Annotated in this window: 21 protein-coding genes and 1 tRNA gene; 13 read left to right on the top strand and 9 right to left on the bottom strand. The window is 63.7% G+C overall.

What is annotated here, in order from left to right; all coding sequences use genetic code 11:
* The first annotated feature begins 1 nt into the window (after position 1).
* From secY to DJFAAGMI_RS11935, 8 genes are all read left to right on the top strand, one after another.
* Positions 2–1315: a preprotein translocase subunit SecY gene (gene secY / locus DJFAAGMI_RS11970; RefSeq protein ID WP_003050520.1), complete on the top strand. Its 1314-nt coding sequence runs from the start codon at positions 2–4 to the stop codon at positions 1313–1315.
* A 118-nt stretch (positions 1316–1433) separates the two neighbouring features.
* Entirely contained in the window at positions 1434–1547 is a 114-nt protein-coding gene (gene rpmJ, locus DJFAAGMI_RS11965; RefSeq protein ID WP_003050535.1) for a 50S ribosomal protein L36, read from the top strand.
* Positions 1548–1569: 22 nt separating this feature from the next.
* Positions 1570–1935 (top strand): 30S ribosomal protein S13, encoded by a 366-nt coding sequence (gene rpsM, locus DJFAAGMI_RS11960; protein WP_003050537.1) that lies wholly within the window; start codon positions 1570–1572, stop codon positions 1933–1935.
* Positions 1936–1952: 17 nt separating this feature from the next.
* On the top strand, positions 1953–2357 hold the full coding sequence (gene rpsK / locus DJFAAGMI_RS11955; RefSeq protein WP_003050538.1) for a 30S ribosomal protein S11: 405 nt from the start codon (positions 1953–1955) through the stop codon (positions 2355–2357).
* A gap of 89 nt (positions 2358–2446) precedes the next feature.
* Positions 2447–3070: a 30S ribosomal protein S4 gene (gene rpsD, locus DJFAAGMI_RS11950; RefSeq protein WP_003068426.1), complete on the top strand. Its 624-nt coding sequence runs from the start codon at positions 2447–2449 to the stop codon at positions 3068–3070.
* 111 nt (positions 3071–3181) lie between these two features.
* On the top strand, positions 3182–4180 hold the full coding sequence (locus tag DJFAAGMI_RS11945; RefSeq protein ID WP_003050542.1) for a DNA-directed RNA polymerase subunit alpha: 999 nt from the start codon (positions 3182–3184) through the stop codon (positions 4178–4180).
* A 136-nt stretch (positions 4181–4316) separates the two neighbouring features.
* Positions 4317–4700, top strand: coding sequence for a 50S ribosomal protein L17 (rplQ, locus tag DJFAAGMI_RS11940; protein ID WP_211457311.1), 384 nt, complete (start codon positions 4317–4319; stop codon positions 4698–4700).
* Between the two features lie 40 nt (positions 4701–4740).
* Positions 4741–4817: transfer RNA gene (locus DJFAAGMI_RS11935), tRNA-Met, on the top strand.
* An 82-nt stretch (positions 4818–4899) separates the two neighbouring features.
* Here the strand turns inward: DJFAAGMI_RS11935 and DJFAAGMI_RS11930 are convergent.
* Complete coding sequence (locus DJFAAGMI_RS11930) at positions 4900–5217, bottom strand: hypothetical protein (RefSeq protein WP_211457310.1); 318 nt, start codon at positions 5215–5217, stop codon at positions 4900–4902.
* 268 nt (positions 5218–5485) lie between these two features.
* Here DJFAAGMI_RS11930 and DJFAAGMI_RS11925 point away from each other — a divergent pair, with 268 nt between their 5' ends.
* Positions 5486–6991 (top strand): DASS family sodium-coupled anion symporter, encoded by a 1506-nt coding sequence (locus tag DJFAAGMI_RS11925; protein ID WP_211457309.1) that lies wholly within the window; start codon positions 5486–5488, stop codon positions 6989–6991.
* 9 nt (positions 6992–7000) lie between these two features.
* Here the strand turns inward: DJFAAGMI_RS11925 and DJFAAGMI_RS11920 are convergent, their stop codons facing one another.
* The 7 genes from DJFAAGMI_RS11920 to DJFAAGMI_RS11890 are packed head-to-tail and all read right to left on the bottom strand — an operon-like array spanning position 7001 to position 14689.
* Entirely contained in the window at positions 7001–7591 is a 591-nt protein-coding gene (locus DJFAAGMI_RS11920) for an alkylhydroperoxidase domain protein (RefSeq protein ID WP_211457308.1), read from the bottom strand.
* A complete protein-coding gene (locus DJFAAGMI_RS11915) occupies positions 7588–8283 on the bottom strand; it encodes a CMD domain protein (protein ID WP_211457307.1) in 696 nt (231 codons plus the stop codon). Before DJFAAGMI_RS11915 ends, DJFAAGMI_RS11920 begins: the two co-directional genes overlap by 4 nt.
* The gene (locus DJFAAGMI_RS11910) at positions 8280–9398 is read right to left on the bottom strand and encodes a putative FMN-dependent luciferase-like monooxygenase (RefSeq protein ID WP_211457306.1); all 1119 of its coding nucleotides are present in this window, start codon (positions 9396–9398) and stop codon (positions 8280–8282) included. The genes DJFAAGMI_RS11915 and DJFAAGMI_RS11910 overlap by 4 nt, the downstream gene beginning before the upstream one ends.
* Entirely contained in the window at positions 9379–11070 is a 1692-nt protein-coding gene (locus tag DJFAAGMI_RS11905; RefSeq protein WP_211457305.1) for a dipeptide ABC transporter ATP-binding protein, read from the bottom strand. Before DJFAAGMI_RS11905 ends, DJFAAGMI_RS11910 begins: the two co-directional genes overlap by 20 nt.
* Positions 11067–12005, bottom strand: coding sequence for an ABC transporter permease (locus DJFAAGMI_RS11900; RefSeq protein WP_211457304.1), 939 nt, complete (start codon positions 12003–12005; stop codon positions 11067–11069). The genes DJFAAGMI_RS11905 and DJFAAGMI_RS11900 overlap by 4 nt, the downstream gene beginning before the upstream one ends.
* A complete protein-coding gene (locus tag DJFAAGMI_RS11895; RefSeq protein WP_003050560.1) occupies positions 12002–12949 on the bottom strand; it encodes an ABC transporter permease in 948 nt (315 codons plus the stop codon). The genes DJFAAGMI_RS11900 and DJFAAGMI_RS11895 overlap by 4 nt, the downstream gene beginning before the upstream one ends.
* A gap of 27 nt (positions 12950–12976) precedes the next feature.
* Positions 12977–14689 (bottom strand): TIGR04028 family ABC transporter substrate-binding protein, encoded by a 1713-nt coding sequence (locus DJFAAGMI_RS11890; RefSeq protein ID WP_211457303.1) that lies wholly within the window; start codon positions 14687–14689, stop codon positions 12977–12979.
* 221 nt (positions 14690–14910) lie between these two features.
* Between DJFAAGMI_RS11890 and DJFAAGMI_RS11885 the strand changes: the two genes are divergently transcribed.
* The 3 genes from DJFAAGMI_RS11885 (at position 14911) to DJFAAGMI_RS11875 (ending at position 17708) form a co-directional block, all read left to right on the top strand.
* Positions 14911–15495, top strand: coding sequence for an OsmC family protein (locus tag DJFAAGMI_RS11885; protein WP_211457302.1), 585 nt, complete (start codon positions 14911–14913; stop codon positions 15493–15495).
* Positions 15496–15518: 23 nt separating this feature from the next.
* Entirely contained in the window at positions 15519–16340 is an 822-nt protein-coding gene (locus DJFAAGMI_RS11880; RefSeq protein WP_211457301.1) for a VOC family protein, read from the top strand.
* Positions 16341–16457: 117 nt separating this feature from the next.
* Positions 16458–17708 carry an Hsp70 family protein gene (locus DJFAAGMI_RS11875; RefSeq protein WP_211457300.1) on the top strand — a complete coding sequence of 417 codons (1251 nt, stop codon included), beginning with the start codon at positions 16458–16460 and terminating at the stop codon, positions 17706–17708.
* 84 nt (positions 17709–17792) lie between these two features.
* Here the strand turns inward: DJFAAGMI_RS11875 and rsmI are convergent, their stop codons facing one another.
* Positions 17793–18716 carry a 16S rRNA (cytidine(1402)-2'-O)-methyltransferase gene (gene rsmI / locus DJFAAGMI_RS11870; RefSeq protein WP_211457299.1) on the bottom strand — a complete coding sequence of 308 codons (924 nt, stop codon included), beginning with the start codon at positions 18714–18716 and terminating at the stop codon, positions 17793–17795.
* Between rsmI and DJFAAGMI_RS11865 the strand changes: the two genes are divergently transcribed.
* The gene (locus DJFAAGMI_RS11865) at positions 18716–19117 is read left to right on the top strand and encodes a YraN family protein (protein WP_003050571.1); all 402 of its coding nucleotides are present in this window, start codon (positions 18716–18718) and stop codon (positions 19115–19117) included. The genes rsmI and DJFAAGMI_RS11865 overlap by 1 nt on opposite strands.
* Positions 19118–19196: the final 79 nt, after the last annotated feature.

Here is a 19196-nt window from a genome sequence, read left to right as displayed (position 1 = left end):
CGTGGCTACTAGCGCAGCTCAAATTGCAAAGACTGGAAAATTCGGCGACCTGCGTCGTCGTCTGGTTTTTCTGTTGCTTGCGCTGGTCGTATACCGTATCGGGGCGCATATCCCCGTTCCGGGCATCGACCCAGCGCAGCTGCAGCAGCTGTTCTCTGGCCAGCAGGGCGGCATTCTCAATCTGTTCAACATGTTCTCGGGTGGAGCGCTCTCGCGTTTCACAGTGTTCGCACTGGGGATCATGCCGTACATCTCGGCATCGATCATCATGCAGCTCATGACCTACGTGGTCCCGACATTCGAGCAGATGAAAAAGGAAGGTGAAGCGGGTCGTCGCAAGATTACCCAGTACACCCGCTATGGCACTCTGGGCCTGGCGCTGTTTCAGTCCTTGGGAATTGCTGTTGCCCTGGAAAGCTCCGCAGGCTTGGTTCTGAACCCTGGTTTTGGCTTCCGCATGACTGCGGTCGTCAGTCTCACGGCCGGTACCTTGTTCCTGATGTGGCTCGGTGAACAGATCACTGAACGTGGTCTGGGCAACGGTATCTCGATACTGATTTTTGGCGGTATCGCCGCAGGCCTGCCGAGCTCTATCGGTGGTCTGCTGGAACTGGTGCGCACCGGTGCCATGAGCATTCTGGCGGCAATCTTCATTGTTCTCGTTGTGGCAGCCGTGACGTATTTCGTCGTGTATGTCGAACGAGGTCAACGCAAGATCTTGGTGAATTACGCACGCCGACAAGTCGGCAACAAGGTGTACGGTGGTCAGTCTTCGCACTTGCCACTGAAGCTGAACATGGCAGGTGTGATTCCTCCCATCTTCGCTTCGTCGATCATCTTGCTGCCCGCTACGGTGGTGAATTGGTTCAGTGCAGGAGAATCCATGCGCTGGCTGAAGGATATTGCGAGCACGTTGACCCCTGGTCAGCCAATCTATGTCATCCTTTATGCTGCCGCGATCATTTTCTTCTGCTTCTTCTATACGGCCCTGGTTTTCAACAGCCGGGAAACTGCCGACAACCTGAAGAAGAGTGGCGCTTTCATCCCCGGGATTCGTCCTGGCGAACAGACAGCCCGCTACATTGACAAGATTCTGGTTCGCCTGACCCTGGCTGGCGCGATCTACATTACCTTCGTGTGCTTGTTGCCCGAATTCCTGATCCTGAAGTACAACGTTCCGTTCTACTTCGGCGGTACATCGTTGCTGATCATTGTGGTCGTGACAATGGACTTCATGGCACAAGTGCAGAACTACGTGATGTCGCAGCAATACGAGTCGCTCCTGAAAAAAGCGAACTTTAAGGCTGGTATTTGATGACAAGGCTGCCCAAGGGGGCAGCCTGCCAAAAGTTAGTAGACGCCCATCGATCTATCGCGGGCATTGTTTCCCGGTCGATAGGCCGATAGTGGATGGAAAGTTTTAGGAGAAAAGAATGAGAGTTTCGGCTTCGGTCAAGAAAATCTGCCGTAACTGCAAGATCATCCGCCGCAAAGGTGTTGTGCGCGTGATCTGCACTGACCAGCGCCACAAGCAGCGCCAAGGTTGATTGAAAGCATTAGAGGACTAATATGGCACGTATTGCTGGCATTAACATCCCGCCGCACAAGCATGCTGAAATCGGCCTGACCGCCATCTTCGGCATCGGTCGCACTACAGCTCGCAAAATCTGCGAAGCATGCGGTATCGAGTATTCCAAGAAGGTCAAGGACCTGACGGACGCTGATCTGGAAAAGATCCGTGACTTCCTGAATCCCATGACTCTGGAAGGTGATCTGCGTCGCGAAACCACCATGAACATCAAGCGTTTGATGGACATCGGTTGCTACCGCGGTTTCCGTCATCGTCGCGGCCTGCCCATGCGCGGTCAACGTACCCGCACGAACGCTCGTACTCGCAAGGGTCCGCGCAAGGGTGCAGCGGCTCTGAAGAAATAAGAGATTGAAAGATCATTATGGCTAAGTCTCCCGCAAACAACGCAGCTGCTCGCGTTCGCAAGAAGGTCCGTAAGAATATTTCTGACGGTATCGCGCACGTGCACGCTTCGTTCAACAACACGATCATCACCATCACCGACCGTCAAGGCAACGCTCTGTCGTGGGCTTCGTCGGGTGGCCAGGGCTTCAAGGGTTCGCGTAAGTCGACTCCCTTTGCTGCTCAGGTTGCTTCGGAAGTGGCCGGTCGTGCTGCTATCGAACAGGGCATCAAGAACCTGGAAGTCGAAATCAAGGGTCCCGGTCCTGGCCGTGAATCCTCGGTTCGCGCCCTGGGTGCTCTGGGTATCCGCATCACTTCCATTTCGGACGTGACACCGGTTCCCCACAACGGCTGCCGCCCTCAAAAGCGCCGTCGTATCTAATTTTTTATCAAGCCCACCGCCGCCCAGGTGCATTTGCATCGCGGGCGGCTCCCGTGTTTGCGCACGGTAGATGACACAAAGGAAATCAAGTGGCACGCTATATTGGCCCCAAGGCAAAACTCTCCCGCCGCGAAGGCACCGATCTGTTCCTGAAGAGCGCTCGCCGCTCCATCGCAGACAAGGCTAAGTTCGACACCAAGCCTGGTCAGCATGGCCGCACTTCCGGTCAGCGCACTTCCGACTACGGTCTGCAACTGCGCGAAAAGCAGAAGGTCAAGCGTATGTACGGCGTGCTGGAGAAGCAATTCCGCCGCTACTTCGAAGCCGCTGACCGCAAGCGTGGCAACACTGGTGCCAACCTGCTGTCCCTGCTGGAATCGCGTCTGGACAACGTCGTGTACCGCATGGGCTTCGGCTCCACTCGCGCTGAAGCACGTCAGCTGGTGTCGCACAAGGCTATCACCGTGAACGGTCAGTCCGTGAACATTCCTTCCTTCTCCGTGAAGGAAGGCGACGTGGTTGCCCTGCGTGAAAAGTCCAAGAAGCAAGCTCGCGTGGTCGAAGCTCTGCAACTGGCTGCTCAAGTGGGCTTCCCCGCATGGGTGGAAGTGTCTGCTGACAAGGCAGAAGGTACTTTCAAGAAGTCTCCTGACCGCGATGAATTCGCAGCTGACATCAACGAATCCCTGATCGTTGAGTTGTACTCGCGTTAATCTTTAGCAGCGACATTTCTGTAACCGTCCCCACGGCGCGAGGCATCGCGCCGTGGGTGCTTCACCAGCCTTACCGGTGTAACGAGCCGAGGGTATTGAGAGGAAGTCTGCATGCAAACGAATTTGCTGAAGCCCAAGACAATCAATGTCGAGCAACTTGGTCACAACCGTGCCAAGGTTGTTCTGGAGCCGTTTGAGCGTGGCTACGGTCATACGCTGGGCAATGCCCTGCGCCGTGTTCTGCTCTCCTCCATGGTGGGTTACGCAGCGACGGAAGTGACGATTGCTGGAGTGCTGCATGAGTACTCCTCCATCGACGGTGTCCAGGAAGATGTGACGAACATCCTGCTGAACCTCAAGGGTGTGGTGTTCAAGCTGCACAATCGTGACGAAGTCACCCTGAGCCTGCGCAAGGATGGCGAAGGTGTTGTCACTGCCCGTGACATTCAGACCCCCCACGACGTAGAAATCGTCAACCCTGATCATGTGATTGCCCATCTGTCGCAAGGCGGCAAGCTGGACATGCAGATCAAGGTGGAAAAGGGCCGCGGCTATGTGCCCGGCAACGTGCGCCGCTACGGTGACGAATCGACCAAGTCGATCGGCCGTATCGTGCTCGACGCTTCGTTCTCGCCCGTCAAGCGCGTGAGCTACGCTGTCGAATCCGCACGTGTGGAACAGCGTACCGATCTGGACAAGCTGGTTCTGGAAATCGAAACCAACGGTGCCATCACCGCTGAAGACGCAGTGCGCGCATCCGCCAAGATCCTGGTGGAACAGCTGGCAGTGTTTGCCCAGCTCGACGGTGGCGATATCGCCAGCGTGTTCGACGCTCCTGCCGGTGGCCGCGGTGCTGCCACCTCGTTCGATCCCATCCTGCTGCGTCCTGTGGACGAGCTCGAGCTCACCGTGCGTTCTGCCAACTGCCTCAAGGCAGAGAACATTTACTACATCGGTGACCTCATCCAGCGTACCGAAAACGAGCTGCTCAAGACTCCCAACCTGGGTCGTAAGTCGCTCAACGAGATCAAGGAAGTTCTGGCTTCCCGCGGTCTGACGCTGGGCATGAAGCTCGAAAACTGGCCACCAGCTGGCCTGGAAAAGCGTTAATCGCTACAATAGAGGACTTTGCTGAAATCGAATGGTTTTGGCAAAGTCCAAGTGCCTCGGGCAGTACCTGATACGGCTGCCTGATTTAATTTAATAAAGATCTCCGGATAAAAACGGGGAGCAAAGGAAAAGCACCATGCGTCACGGCAACGGCCTCCGCAAACTGAACCGCACTTCTGCACACCGCAAGGCAATGCTGCAGAACATGATGAACTCGCTGATCGAGCACGAAGCCATCAAGACCACGGTCCCCAAGGCCAAGGAACTGCGTCGCGTCATCGAGCCCATGATCACTCTGGCCAAGGTTGACACCGTGGCTAACCGCCGTCTGGCTTTTGACCGTCTGCGCGACCGCGACAGCGTGACCAAGCTGTTCAACGTGCTGGGTCCCCGCAACGCTCAGCGTCCCGGCGGCTACACACGTATCCTGAAGATGGGCTTCCGCGTGGGCGACAACGCTCCCATGGCCTATGTGGAACTGGTTGAGCGCGCTGAAGAAGTCGCTGCAGCAGCTGAATAAGCCTCGAGCAGGCTGCAAAGCCTGCTATAATTGGAAATACCGCGCGATGGAGCAGTCTGGTAGCTCGTTGGGCTCATAACCCAAAGGTCGGAGGTTCAAATCCTTCTCGCGCAACCAAATTGAAAAGGTCACGACAATGTCGTGGCCTTTTTTTGTCCATTTTCTCCATGGACCAAAAGGCGGCACCCGCCTTGACTCGTCATACCCCCGACTGCGTGCCTGAGCGACGGCGCAGGTGCTCGCGTACGCGGTCGGCGATCACCTGGGCGATTTCCGGGCTGAGCACCTCGCTGATATGCAGCACCTCGGTGTAATGCAGATAGAGCAGACCGCGCAAGGTCCGGAATGCCGTCTCATGCGCGGCCCCGCAGATGCCTACATCGTTGGCCAGCACGCGCTCCACGGCACCGGGCTCAAGCAGCCGGATCTTGCAGATAGCTGCCTGATGCAGGATCTCCAAGTCTATTTCCTCAAGGCGGTTTTCCCATTCATCGGGCAAGAATCGGTTCGCTGGCATGTAGGGTGGCTCTCCTGCTCAATCCATGGACATATGTCCCAGCCCCGGATGCTGGCATACCGCGGGCCTGGCCGTCGGTTTTGCTTCCATAAGTCTTGATGCCGATCAAATGCCGACAAGGTGAACGTCGGCCTGGGGGCGAGGCCGTGCGGCACTGCATCATGATGCCAGTCTGCGACCTGAGCACCAATGCCCGTCCGTGTCTACTGGATTTCTCCGAGCTGAGGTATGGTGTCTCGATGCGCTGCAGGTAAAGAAAAGGACTTGTATGTTCGAGAAAATCGTCTCGATGTTCCGCTACCTCAAAGCGGCCGTGCCGTTTCGGCTGGTGCCTGCACTGGTTGCCACCCTGGTGCTGATCGGTCTGCTGCTGACGCCGGTGCCGGCTGGGCTGGATAGCAAGGCATGGCAGCTGGTGGCCATCTTTCTGACGACTATCGTGGCGATCATTCTCAAGGTCATGCCCATAGGCGTGATGGCTCTGATGGCGATTGTCATCGTGTCGCTGTCTCAGGTCACTTCCAGCTCATCCAAGGGCGCGATCACGGATGCGCTGAGCAGCTTTGCAAACCCCTTGATCTGGCTGATCGTGGTGGCGGTTCTGATCTCGCGCGGCCTCAAGAAGACGGGGCTCGGCAACCGCATCGGCCTGCTGTTCATTGCGCTGATGGGCAAGCGCACCATAGGCATCGGTTACGGACTTGCGATCTGCGAGCTGGTGCTGGCCCCGTTCACGCCAAGCAACACGGCGCGCGGCGGCGGCATCGTGCATCCGATCATGAAGTCCATTGCCAATGCCTTTGAGTCGGACCCGGCCAAGGGAACGCAAGGCAAGGTAGGGACCTATCTGGCACTGGTCAACTACCACTCCAACCCGATCACCTCGGCCATGTTCCTGACCGCTACGGCGCCCAATCCTCTGGTTGTGGACCTGGTGGCCAAGGCCACGGGCCAGTCCCTGCATCTGAGCTGGACAAGCTGGGCGCTTTACATGCTGCTGCCAGGCCTGTTGTGTCTGCTGCTGATGCCGCTGGCGGTCTATCTGCTGTCGCCTCCCGAGCTCAAGGCTACGCCCAATGCCGTGGAATACGCTCGTGCCGAGATGGTCCGTATGGGCCCGCTGTCGGGCAAGGAGCGGGTGATGCTCGGGACCTTCGGCATGATGCTGTTGCTGTGGGCGAATGTGCCGCAGATGCTCTTCGGTCCGGCCTTCACGCTGGACCCGACCGTGGTGGCTTTTCTCGGTCTGTTCGCCTTGATCATCACGGGCACCATCGACTGGGATGATGTGCTGTCCGAAAAAAGCGCCTGGGATACCCTGATCTGGTTTGGTGCCCTGGTCATGCTGGCCGAGCAGCTCAACAAGCTAGGGGTGGTCGCCTGGTTTGCCGAGGGCTTGAAGAATGCCATCGTCGCCAGCGGCCTGGACTGGCTGCCCGTGGCCGCGATTCTGGTGGGTGTCTTCGTCTTCTCGCACTATCTGTTTGCCAGCACCACGGCTCATATCAGCGCCATGATGCTGGCCTTTCTGACCGTGGGTGCGCAGCTGATCCCGGCCGACTATGTCGTCCCCTTCATGCTGATGATGACGGCCGGCTCGGCCATCATGATGACGCTGACGCATTACGCGACCGGCACCTCGCCCATTATCTTCGGCAGCGGCTATGTGACTCTGGGCGTCTGGTGGCGCGTGGGGGCCGCGATGTGCGTGCTGGAGCTGATGATCTTCGCTGTCGTCGGCAGCGCCTGGTGGAAGCTGCTGGGGCTGTGGTGAGCTGTGCTGTCAGTTGCTCGTGCGTAGGGGCTCGCCCAGCGACAGCATGAGCCGGTTGGCCCAGTTGAAGAAGGCAGTGCCCTGCAGCGCATCGGAGATGGCCGCGTCGTCGAGACCGGAGGCGCGCAGCGCATCGATATGGCTGGATTCCAGCGCGGGCGGCGTCTGCGTCAAGGCCACGGCGGCGGCGACGATGGCGTTCCAGCGCGGCCCCAGATCGCTGCCCGGGCCTTCATCGAGCAGGCGCTGCACATCGGCGGCGCGTTGCGAGAAATGCGTGGCAAAGCGCGCATGTACCGAAGCGCAGTAGATGCAGCCGTTGGTGCGTGAGGTTGCAGCTGCTGCCAGTTCACGCTCGGCGCGCGGCAGGCCGGCATCGGGGTTGTAGAAGATGTCCTTGTCGGTGCGCGTGCGTGCACCCAGCGTGTCGGGGTCGCGCGCCAGCAGCCGGAAATAGGGTGAACGCGCGCGCGCCGCGTCCACCAGCCCTGCATGGTGGCGCTCGCTCAGCTCGCTCTCCTCCAGCGGAGCTATCCATGGCTGCCAGTCGAGTTGTTCCTGGGTGAAGACCTTGGGGGAGGTGTTGTGCGTGGTGGTCATGGCTGGGCTTGCAGGGCAGGGGTGGAAGAGTCCGTGGTGATTGCAGCTCGTGCGCCAAGCACGCGCAGCCCCGCCACGAGGCGGATCTGGAAGGACAGGAAAGAGGCGAGCTGGGACAGGATGACGATATCGGTCTCGCTCCAGCCGGCCTGCTGCAGCGCCAGCAAGGCCTGGGCACTCGCATCGCGTGGGTGGTAGGCCAGCAGATGGGCATGGGCCAGCGCGGCGTTCAGGCGCGGGCCCAGCAAAGCCGCATGCGCCGGGTCCACCGCGTAGCTGGGGCCGCTCTGGTCCTCGCGGCTCAAGGGGCCGGCCGGATAGATCCCGTAGGGGCCGTGCGGGCCGCTGCCGGCCTGCAGGCTCGCAGCGCGCCCGCGCACCACTTCCGAGCTCACGGCATCGGCCAGATCGGCATCCTCGGCCGCCAGGGCGCGTGTGTAGAAGGCCGTGCTGCGAGGCTCGCCATGCAGGCCTGCCGTGAAGGCGGCCAGCGTCAGGCGTTCGCGCAGGGAGACGGTTCCTGCAACGGGCTCGTCAGGGGTGAACAGCGCGGCAAAGCTTTGCTGGGCCTGGGTGCGAGCCTCGCTGCGGTGGCGGCGCACCTGATCCAGCGTGCTGCCGGCAGCGATATCGGCGAGATGGTCGATCACATCTTCGGGAAAGCGGGTCTGTGCGGTATTGCTCATGGTCATGCGGCTTGAAGCAGTTCGGTCCGGACTGAGGGTTGGGAAGCGCCAGCGGGGGCATTGCTGCGGTGCCAGCCCAGAGCCGGCGCCACGACGGCTGCCGTCAGCTCGATGGAGCGCAGAATGGCCTGGTGCGGCGGGTCGATGGAGTGGACCTGGAACACGATGTCGCTGGCCTGAGCCAGCGCCGTGTCGGCGCGCAGCGATGCGATCACCTCCTCGGGCGTGCCCACATGCACGTCATAGGCTTCAATGAGCTGCTGCAGCGGCGCCTGCGGATCGACGCGCGTTGCCCATTGCGTGGACGCGGATGAGGCCAGGGCCGCATGCCGCCGGGCCGAACGGCGCAGACCGGCCTCGGCCCAGTCCAGCGCCTGTTCGCGCCTGTCGGCAACCAGCAGCGTGCGCGAGGCCAGGATGCGCGGTGCGCGTCCTGCGGGCAGGGCCGCGAGATAGGCTTCGATGATGGGGTTCTGTATCTCGGACAGCGTGGCCCGGGGTCGGCCTTCGGGTCGGGGCTGGGTGCGCGAGAGCATCAAGCCGTCCCCGTTGGCGCCGGCGCGTGCCCCGCCCTCGACCGAGAACGTGGCCTGCCAGACGCGTTCCAGCAGCTGCGGGGCTGCCGGGTACAGGCGCACGCCGCCTGCCAGCTCGCGCCCGGCCCAGGCATCCTGCAGCACGGCGAAGTTGCGCGCAAAGACTGCGCCGCGCTCGCTGCCTGTGACGCCGAAGGCCTCGAAGGACTCCGCCGTGCCGCCCGTGCCCAGCCCCACTTCTAGGCGACCGTCCGACAGCAGGTCCAGCACGGCCGCATCCTCGGCCACGCGCAGCGCGTTTTCCAGCGGCAGCGTGACCACGCCCGTGCCCAGGCGGATGCGCCGCGTGCGGGCCGCCACATGCGAGAGAAAGACAAAGGGCGAGGGCAGGCCGCCCTCGCTTTCATGGAAATGATGCTGGGCGATCCAGGCCGAGTCGAAGCCCTGTGCTTCGGCATGGACGATCTGCTCGGTGACCAGGCGGTAGCGTTCGCCGGCCGGCACCTCATCGAGCAGGCGGCTGAAGAAGCCCAGGCGTGGGGCAGGGCGCACGCGAGCAAGAGTGTCAGGCGGGGTGGGGGACAAAATCAATGCTCCTTTTGCCGGGAATGGCGTCCATGAGTTCGCGTGTGTAGTCGCTGGTGGGGCGCAGGAATACGTCCTCGACGCTGCCCGCGTCCACCACCTTGCCTGCGCGCAGCACCGACACCGTGTCGGCGATCTGACGCACCACGGCAAGGTCGTGCGAGATGAAGAGATAGCTCAGGCCCAGGTCCTGCTGCAACTGCGCGAGCAGGGCGAGGATCTGGGCCTGCACGGTCACGTCCAGGGCCGAAACGGCCTCGTCCAGCACCACCACCTCCGGTTGCAGCACCAGGGCGCGTGCAATCGCCACGCGCTGGCGCTGGCCGCCCGAGAGCGCATGCGGGCGCCGTTCGAGCACGGCGGCCGGCAGGCCCACGCGTTCCAGCATGTCAAGCACGCGCTGGCGGCGCTCCTGGGGCGGCAGCGGCTCGAAGTTGAGCAGCGGCTCCTCGATGATGTCGAAGACACGCTGGCGCGGGTCCAGCGAGCTGAACGGGTTCTGGTAGACCAGCTGGACCTTGCGCCGCAGCTGACGCAGGGCCTCGCCGCGCAGGCCCGTGAGTTCGGCGCCGGCGATGCGGATGCGTCCCGATGTAGGGCGTGCCAGGCCCACGATGTCGCGTATGGTCGTGGTCTTGCCCGAGCCCGACTCGCCGACGATGGCGTGCGTGGAGCCCCGTCGCAGGCGCAGCGACACGCCGTCCACGGCACGGAAAACGCCACGCCCGTGGGACGAAGCATGGCCGGGCGCATTGAACTCGTGGACCAGGTCCTCGACCTCGATGGCCCAGTCTTGGGCAGCGGCTGCCGCCGATGGCGCGGTGCGACGGGGGGCGGGCGTAAGCGACGGAGCATCAGACAGCAGGCGGCGCGTATAGGCGCTCTGCGGATTGCGCAGAAGCTCCAGTGTCGGGCCTTGCTCCTGGATGCGGCCGCCTTGCATGACGATGAGGCGATGCGCGCGGTCGGCCGCCACGCCCAGGTCGTGGGTGACCAGCAGCACGGCGGTGCCGGTTTCGCGGCGCAGCTCGTCGATCAGATCCAGGATGCGCCGCTGCACCGTGACATCCAGTGCGCTGGTGGGCTCGTCGGCGATGATCAGCGCAGGCCGCAGCGCGATGGCGATGGCGATCAGCACGCGCTGGCGCATGCCGCCCGACAGCTCGTGCGAATACTGGCGCGCGCGCAGGGCGGGCTGGGACAGGCCCACGCGGGTCAGCAGGTCGATCACGCGCGCCTCGATGGCAGTGCGGTCGCGCAGGCCGTGAATGCGCAGGATTTCGCCGACCTGGTCGCCCACGGTGCGCACGGGGTTGAGCGAGGTGGTCGGATCCTGGGGCACCAGGCTGATCACGCGGCCGCGAATGTTGTTCCAGCGCGCAGCACTCCAGTCCGATACCTCGGTGCCCTGCAGCCGGATGCTGCCTTGCTCGCGGCGCCCGTTGTCGGCGGGCAGTCCGATCACGGCCTGGGCCGTGGTGGTCTTGCCCGAGCCCGATTCACCGACCAGGGCCACGACCTCGCCGGGCGCCACGGAAAACGACAGGCCGTGGACCACGCGCTGCTCCTGGCCGCTGTGGTCGCGGTAGGCGATGACCAGGTCCTGGACCTCAAGCAGCGGGGCTGCGGCAGGGGTTGTCGTGGCGGGGCGGTCTTGCAGCAGGGCACTCATGCCGGCCTCCGTGCGAAGGAGGCGCCGATGCGGTTGGCGGCCAGCACCACTGCCACCACGACCAGGCCCGGCGCCGTGGTCAGCCACCAGGCGGTGGCGATGTAGTTGCGCCCTTCGGCGATCAGCAGACCCCATTCGGGCGTGGGCGGCGGCGCGCCGTAGCCCAGAAAACCCAACGTGGAAATCGACAGGATGGCCGAGCCGAACTGCAGCGCGGCCAGGGCCACCACCGAGGTCAGCGAATTGGGCAGCACATGGCGCCACAGCACGGCGGCAAAGCGTCCGCCGCTGCCGAAAGCCGCCTCCACATAGTCTGAGCGCCGCACGCGTACCACTTCGGAGCGCACCAGGCGCGCGAAGCCGGCCACGGATGCCACCCCCACGGCGATGGCCACATTGATGGTGCCAAAGCCCAGCAGGATGATGATGGTCAGCGACAGCAGCAGCGAGGGCACGGCCAGCAGCACGTCGACGAAGCGCATCAGCGCGTCATCGACACGGCCGCCCGTGGCACCGGCCAGCAGGCCGATCAGCGTCCCCGCCACCAGGCCCACGGCCACGGCCAGGAAAGCACCCGACAAGGAGTGCACGGAGCCATGTACCACGCGGGCCCAGAGATCACGCCCCAGCGCATCCGTGCCCAGCCAGTGTGCGAGGCCGGGCTCCAGCAACTGCTGGCCGGCCTGGCCGACGACGGTGTTCTGATGGGCAAACCAGCCCGGAACCAGGGCCCACAGCGCGGCGGTGGCAATCACCAGCCAGGCCAGGGCCAGCGTGGGCGGCAGGCGTCTGAGCCTTTGCAGATCGATCAGGACGGGGCGCAGGCTTTTTGCGGCCGGTGCCGGTGCCGACGGGGGCACCAGCCTGGGCGCTGCGGTCGAGGCGACACTGGATGCCAGTGGCTTGGGAATGGCGGTCGAGACGGCGGTGTTCATGCCCGGTTCTCCACAGAATGACGCAAACGAGGATCGAGCAGCGGGTAGAGCAGGTCCACGGCGAGGTTGATGAGCACGAAGGCGGCGGCCGAGACCACGACCACGGCCTGGAGCACGGCCGTGTCCTGGTTGCCCACGGCCTGCTGGGTCAGCGTGCCCAGGCCGTTGAGGCCGAACACGGCCTCGGTGACAACGGCGCCGGCGAGCAGTTCGCCGAACAGCACGCCGGCAATCGTCAAGGTCGGCAGCAAGGCATTGCGCGCCACATGGTGCAGCAGCACCCAGGCGCGAGAAGCGCCCTTGGCGCGCGCCACGGCCACGAAGGGCTGGGCCAGCACGGTGTCGATATTGCGCAGCAGGATCTGGGCCAGTGGCGCCGAAATGGGGACGGCCAGCGTCAGCGTGGGAAGGACCAGACCTTCCCAGGGGCCGGGATTGATGACGGGAATCCATCCCAGGCGGAAGGACAGGACCTGGATCAGCATGATGCCCAGCCAGAAAACCGGCACGGAGACGAAGACCGAGGGCAGGGCTTGCAGGGCATTGCGCAGCCAGGCCAGCGGCGCGAGGCTGGCTGCGGCCGCCAGAGCGATGGCCAGCAGCGCCGCCGTGGAAAAGCCCAGGGCCGCCAGGCGCAGCGTGGGCGGCAGACTGGTGGCCAGGCCCTGGCTTACGGGCACGCCGGCCTGCAGCGAGTAGCCGAAATGGCCCGTGAGGAACTGAGCCAGCGTGTGCAGGTATTGCTGCCAGACGGGCTGGTCGGCGCCATAGGCGGCGCGGATGTCGGCGATCTCCTGCGGGCCCAGGCCCAGCTCGGGGTTCAGGAACTTGATCAGTACGGCATCGCCCGGCAGCAGCTGCAGCAGGATGAAAGAGGCCGTGAAAGCCGCCCACAGCACCAGGGCGGCCTGTGCGATGCGGCCAAGCAGATAGCGGCGTGGCATGGGTGCGCTTCCTTGATCGGTGCGCACTCAGCGCTTGGCCAGCCAGGTGCTGTAGAAGCTGGGACGGCCCACGGCCTCGAAGCCCACCTCACGCACCCAGGTCGCCCCCGCGAAGGCCTGGGGCTCCTCGAAGATCGGGATTACATAGGCCTGGTCGATCAGATAGTTCTGCACCTCGCCGGTCAGCGCGAGGCGCCGGTTGGCATCGGTCTCGGCCGCGATGGCATCGAACAGGCGGTTGAGCTTGCCGTCCTCGAAAGACTTGACCTTCTGGCTCACACCGCCTTTTTGCAGCAGCACATTGCGGTTGCTCGGGTAGTAATTGCTCTTGATCACGTCGGGATCGGCGCGGCCCACCATGCCCGGCAGCACGCCGGTCTTGTCGGGGTCCAGCGTGTCCACCGTGCGGCTGCCCGAGTCTCCAGCCAGCACATTGAGCTTGATGCCCAGCCTGGCCCATTGCTGGGCCACGAGCTGCAGGGTTTCCTTGTTCTGCGGCTGGGGCAGGGATTCGTAGGTCGAGAGCACGAAGTCCTGGCCGTTCTTCTGGCGCAAGCCGTTGGCGCCCAGGCTCCAGCCGGCCTCGTCGAGCAATTGCCTGGCCTTGGCCTCGTCAAAGACCAGCTTGGCCGACAGGTCCACATAGCCTGCTGCCGTGGAGGCGATCACCGAACGCGCCTGCGGGTAGCGCGGCGAGAAGAGGGTTTCGACGATCTCCTTGGTATTGGTGCCATGCAACAGGGCCTGGCGCACCTTGAGATCGGCCACCAGAGCGTTGTCGGGGCGGATAGCGATGCTGTTGTTCACGCCGCGCGTGGACGGCGCGTAGATGCTGAACTTCTGTTGCTCCACGCGCTTTTCGTCATAGGCCTGGACCTGGCGGATGAAGCCGGCCTGGCCGGCCAGCAGTGCGCCTATGCGCACGCTGTCCTCGGGCGTGACGATGAACTTGACTTCATCCAGGCGTGCGCGGCCCTGATGAGCCAGCTTGGCCGGGCCCCAGCTGTAGTCCTTGCGCGCCTTGAGCACCAGTTCCTTGCCCAGGGTCTCGCTGGCCACCACGAAGGGGCCCGAACCTATGATGCGCGTGGCGTCGCCAAGCTCCTCGAATGGACGATCCAGCGTGGCCGGCGAGACCAGGCCCGAGCCGATCACCGAAGTGCCCTGGAGAAAGCCCGGCGAGGGTTTCTTGAAGAAGAATTTCACGGTCAGCGGATCGACGACTTCGCTGCGTTCGTAATTGTTGATGACCTCGGAAACCGGCTGCTTGAGCGCCTTGTTGCCCAGACCGTAGGTGTCGAAGTTGCGCGCCACGGCGGCCGCGTCCAGCGGCGATCCGTCCGAGAAGCTCACGCCGGAGCGCAGCTTGAAGCTGTACTCGGTGGCATCGGCGTTCACGGTCCAGGATTCGGCGATCCAGGGCTGGATCTCCAGCGTCTCGGGGTCCTGGTAGGTCAGCTTGTCCGTGATCTGGTTGAGCACGCCGCCGTTGGGATAGAAGCCGCCGGCAGGCGGATAGAGGTTAGTGTGTGCCTGCTGTTCGAGATAGACCAGGGTGCCGCCCTGGACCGGTTCCGCCGAGGCGCCGGCCTGTGCCGTGCCGGATTGCCTGGAGCAGCCGGCCAGCAGCATGCTGCCCGTCAGTACCGCCACTGCGGCCCATAGGGCGCGGCGTCGGGCCGGCCTGTTTGCCGGCTGTTTTGTCGATGGATCCGTCTGCGAAGGGAAAAGCACGTTCATACCTCGTCGCCACATGGCGTTGAAAACTCAGGTTCCGGACGCATCGCCGCAGCGACCGACCGGATTCATGGCTCTCATGCTATCGACGCCAAATATTCGTGTTCATATATTGAGTAGCATCGTTATTCGAAAAACAACTAAGCGTCGCGAGGCTGCATATTTGCAAAGCGCATAAGCGCAGACGAATTCCTTTGTTGGCCCGGCAGGCCGCTCTCACAACAATGGCCTGGCATTCCCTTATCGAAAGCCCGCTCATGAGTCATCTCAACGAATATCTTTCCGAAAAACGCGCAGCCGTGCTGGCACGCAGCGCCGCCATTGCGGCGGGCACGGCCCAGGCCGCCAGACTCAAGGCCAGCGTGCGTGCCGAGGGGCGCAGCGGCGTGCGCCGTCTGCGCATCCGTGAGCACCAGGTCATCAGCGACAGCCCGCCCGATTTCGCGGGCTACAACCTCGGCCCGAGCTCGCCCGAGCTGCAGTTGGGCGTGCTGGGCACCTGCGTGACCCATATCTTTCTGATCCAGGCGGCCGAGCGCAAGGTGCCGCTGGAGAGCCTCGAAGTCGAGGTCACGGGCGTCATCGACCCGCGCGGCGGCAAGCCAGGCCATGAGGCGACGCCGATCTGGCCGCACGATATCGGCTATACCGTGCATATCGATTCGCCGGCCAGCCGCGCCGAGATCGATGCGCTGTTCGAGGCCGTGGAGCGAACCTGCCCCATCCTCAACCTGCTGCGCAACCCGCAGTCCATCCGCGCCGAAGTGCGCCATACCGACTCCAGCGCGCCCGAGCGCCTGGCGGCCTGAAAACCTTTTGGAAAGACTTTTGCATGAGCCTGCCACTCGACCATATCGTCATCGCGGTCCAGGACCTGGAGCGCACGATTGCCGACTATCAGTCCCTGGGTTTCAACGTGCTGCGCGGCGGCGAGCACCCGGGCCGCTCCACGCACAACGCCCTGGTGGTCTTTGCCGACGGCGCCTATTTCGAACTCATTGCCTGGCGTGCGCCCGCGCCCGAGGAGCGCTGGTGGCAGCAGTTGCAGCAGCACGGTGAGGGGTTGGTCGACTTTGCGTTGCTGCCCTCCGAGACTGGTGCAGTGGTGGCTGCAGCCCAGGCGCGCGGCCTGGGCTATGAAGCGTCTTATGAGGGCGGACGTCAGCGTCCCGACGGAGAGCAGCTGCGCTGGCGCAATGCACGCCCTCCAAGCCAGGATCTGCCGTTTCTGTGCGGCGACCTGACACCGCGTGTCTTGCGCGTGCCCGAAGGCCAGGCCCGCGTGCATCCCAATGGTGCGACCGGCGTGGCGCGTCTGGAAGTGGCGGTCAAGGATCTGCAGGCCAGTCTGGCGCGCTGGCGGGCGCTGCTCGGCGATGCAGTGAGCGTCGGCCCGCTGCGGGTCTCAGCCGACGGCAGCACGCAGCAGATATCGCTGGGTCTGGGCGCCACCGAGCTGGTGCTGGCCGCCCCCGTACAGGCTGCGGGCCCTCTGGCCCAAAGATTGGCCACGCGCGGCGAAGGCCCTTATGCGGTCGTGCTGTCGGTGCCGCAGCAGGCGACAGCAGGGGCACTGGACGAAGTTGCCACCCACGGGGTGCGCATTGAACTGGCACTGCATTCCGGCAGTGAGCTGGAAACTGCCGCCGCCTAGGCCCAATAAGTGGGCGCTAGAATAGCGCCCCCGCTGACACCCATGCCCACTTCGGTGGGCGTTTTCGTTGCGGCCGCGTCAGCCTTTGCGGGCCGGCGCGGTGCAGCGCCGCCTTTCATGACCACAGCTCTCACGCCTGCCACTCTGGGCATCGATTTCGGAACCTCCAACTCTGCTGCCGCCTATCGCCTGCCCGGCAGGACCGCCAGTCTGCTGCCGCTGGAAGGCGCTGCCACCGGCATGCCCACGGCACTGTTCTTCAATACCGAAGAGCACAGCACGCATTTCGGCCGCGATGCCATGCAGCAGTATCTGGCGGGCGAGGAAGGGCGTCTGATGCGCTCCCTCAAAAGCCTGCTGGGCAGCAGCCTGTTGCTGGAAAAGACCGCGGTGCACGAGCAGCTCGTCAGCTACCAGGACATCATCGCGATCTTTCTCAAGCGCGTGGCCGATCAGGCACGCCGGGCGCTGGACGGCCGTCTGCCGGAGCGTGTGGTGTTGGGGCGTCCCGTGCATTTTGTCGACGAGCACCCGGAACGAGACCGCCAGGCGCAGGATGCCCTGGCCGCTGCGGCGCGCGCCGCCGGCCTGGGTGAAGTCAGCTTTCAGCTGGAGCCGATTGCGGCGGCACTGGACTACGAGCAGCGCTTGGGTGAGGAGCAGCTGGTGCTGGTGGTCGATATCGGCGGCGGCACATCGGACTTCACGGTGGTGCGTCTCGGCCCGCAACAGGCCGGGCATGCCGACCGTACCCAGGACATTCTGGCCACTACCGGCGTGCATATCGGAGGCACGGATTTCGACCATCGCCTCAATGTGGCCCAGGTCATGCCGTTGCTGGGCTACAAGCACATCGGCCCCAGCGGGCGCGAGGTGCCCAGCAGCGTGTTCTTCGATCTCTCCACCTGGCATCTGATCCAGTGGCTGTACACGGCCAAGGCCCTGGCTTCGGCGCGGGGTCTCAAGAGCGATTACAGCGATCAGCAACTGCATCAGCGCCTGATGAAGGTGCTGGATTGGCGTGAAGGCCACAGGCTGGCCGATGCGGTGGAGCAGGCCAAGATTGCGGCTTCGCAAAGCCATGCGGCCTCGGCCATTGCTCTGGACTGGCTGGAGCAAGACCTGCCTGCGGCCATCTCCCCGGAGGTTCTGCAAGAACAGTTGCAGGCCTTGCTGTTGCAGGTGGTCGAATGTGCGCAGGACTGTGTGCGCCAGGCCGGCGTGGCAGCGCCAGACGCCATCTATCTGACTGGCGGCTCGTCGGCACTGCGCACCCTGCGCGATGCGCTGCGCGTCGCTTTCCCTGATGTGCCGCAGGTCGAAGGCGACCTGTTTGGTGGCGTGGCAACCGGTCTGGCCTACGCTTGAGTCGCAACGAGGCTTCCCCAAAGGGGGGCAGCGGGGCAGCCCTTGCCAGGCGTTTCTGGTTTGTACCGCGCCCGGTTGACTTGCTTATTTCTCTTCGGCGGCCCGCTTGAGTTCCAGCGCCCGATCGTAGAGCGTGTTGCGACTGGCCCCAGTGATTTCGGCGGCCAGCTTCACGGCCGTCTTGGTCGGCAACTCGGCCAGCAGCAGCTTGAGCACGCGCTCGGCCTCGCCCGACTCCTGCTGCACCGCCACGGGGTGCAGCACGATGGCGAACTCGCCCTTGACACGCTGCGGCGAGGCCTGCAGCCAGGCTGCCAGCTCGTGGGCCGGCATGCTGGCGATGTCTTCAAACTGCTTGGTGATCTCGCGCGCCAGCGTGACGCGACGCTCGCCCAGCAGGGCCAGAGCCTGGGCCAGCTCGATGATGCGGTGCGGAGCTTCCAGCAGCACGGTGCAACGCGGCTGGTCGGCCAGCTTTTGCACGGCGGCCAGTCGTTCGGCATTCTTGGTGGGCAGGAAGCCGGCAAACACAAAACCGTTTTCGCCCTGTGCCGGCGTGACGGCACCAGCCACGCTGATGGCCGATGTCACGCTGCTGGCTCCGGGCAGCGGAATGCTGCGCAGACCTACGGCCTGCAGCGCCGCGCACAGGCGCGCGCCCGGGTCGCTGACGCCGGGCGTGCCTGCATCGCTGACATAGGCGATGCGTTGGCCTTGCTGCAGACGCTCGATCACCTGCTGGGCGGCTTCTGCCTCGTTGTGCTGATGCACGGCCAGCAACTGGCTGCCGGGTCGGTCCAGCCCATAGCTGCGCAGCAGGCCCTGGGTGTGGCGCGTGTCTTCGCAGGCTATGCAGTCCACGATCTGCAGCACATGCAGCGAGCGCAGGCTGATGTCGGCCAGATTGCCAATCGGCGTCGCCACCACATACAGGGCTCCCTGCGGATAATGCTGGGAAGCGGCCGCGTCATGTGCGGCAGTCAGTGCAGAGGCGAAAGAGGTAGTCAATGGATTTCCTTGGAAAGCGGCCCAAGCCGGCGCAAAGCACAACCGCACGCGGGCAGCAGGCCGAGGATGCCGCGTTGGCCCATTTGCAGGCGCGGGGCCTGAAGCTTGTCGAGCGCAATTATCGGACGCCGGGCCGTGGTGGTGGCGAAATCGACCTGATCCTGCGTGACCGCGACGGGTCTTTGGTGTTCGTCGAAGTCCGCAGCCGCAACACCGAGCGCTTCGGCGGTGCCGGCGGTAGCATCGGCCGCCTCAAGCAGCAGCGCATTGTGCTGGCCGCCAGACACTATCTGATGAGGCTTGCGGCAGCGCCGCCATGCCGCTTTGATGTGGTGCTAGTCGACAGCTCCGGGAACCAGATGCGCATCGAGTGGCTCCAAGCGGCATTCGAGGCACTTTAGTCGCCGCGTCATAGTTGTGCGCAACACTGATGCGCAAATAACGGTTTGCTACCAAAGAGATAACAGGTGGCGGGTATCA

Source organism: Comamonas brasiliensis (assembly GCF_018292285.1).
Lineage (GTDB): Bacteria > Pseudomonadota > Gammaproteobacteria > Burkholderiales > Burkholderiaceae_C > Comamonas > Comamonas brasiliensis.
The sequence above is the reverse complement of the archived record's forward strand: the minus strand, read 5'-3'. Positions and strand labels throughout refer to the sequence as shown.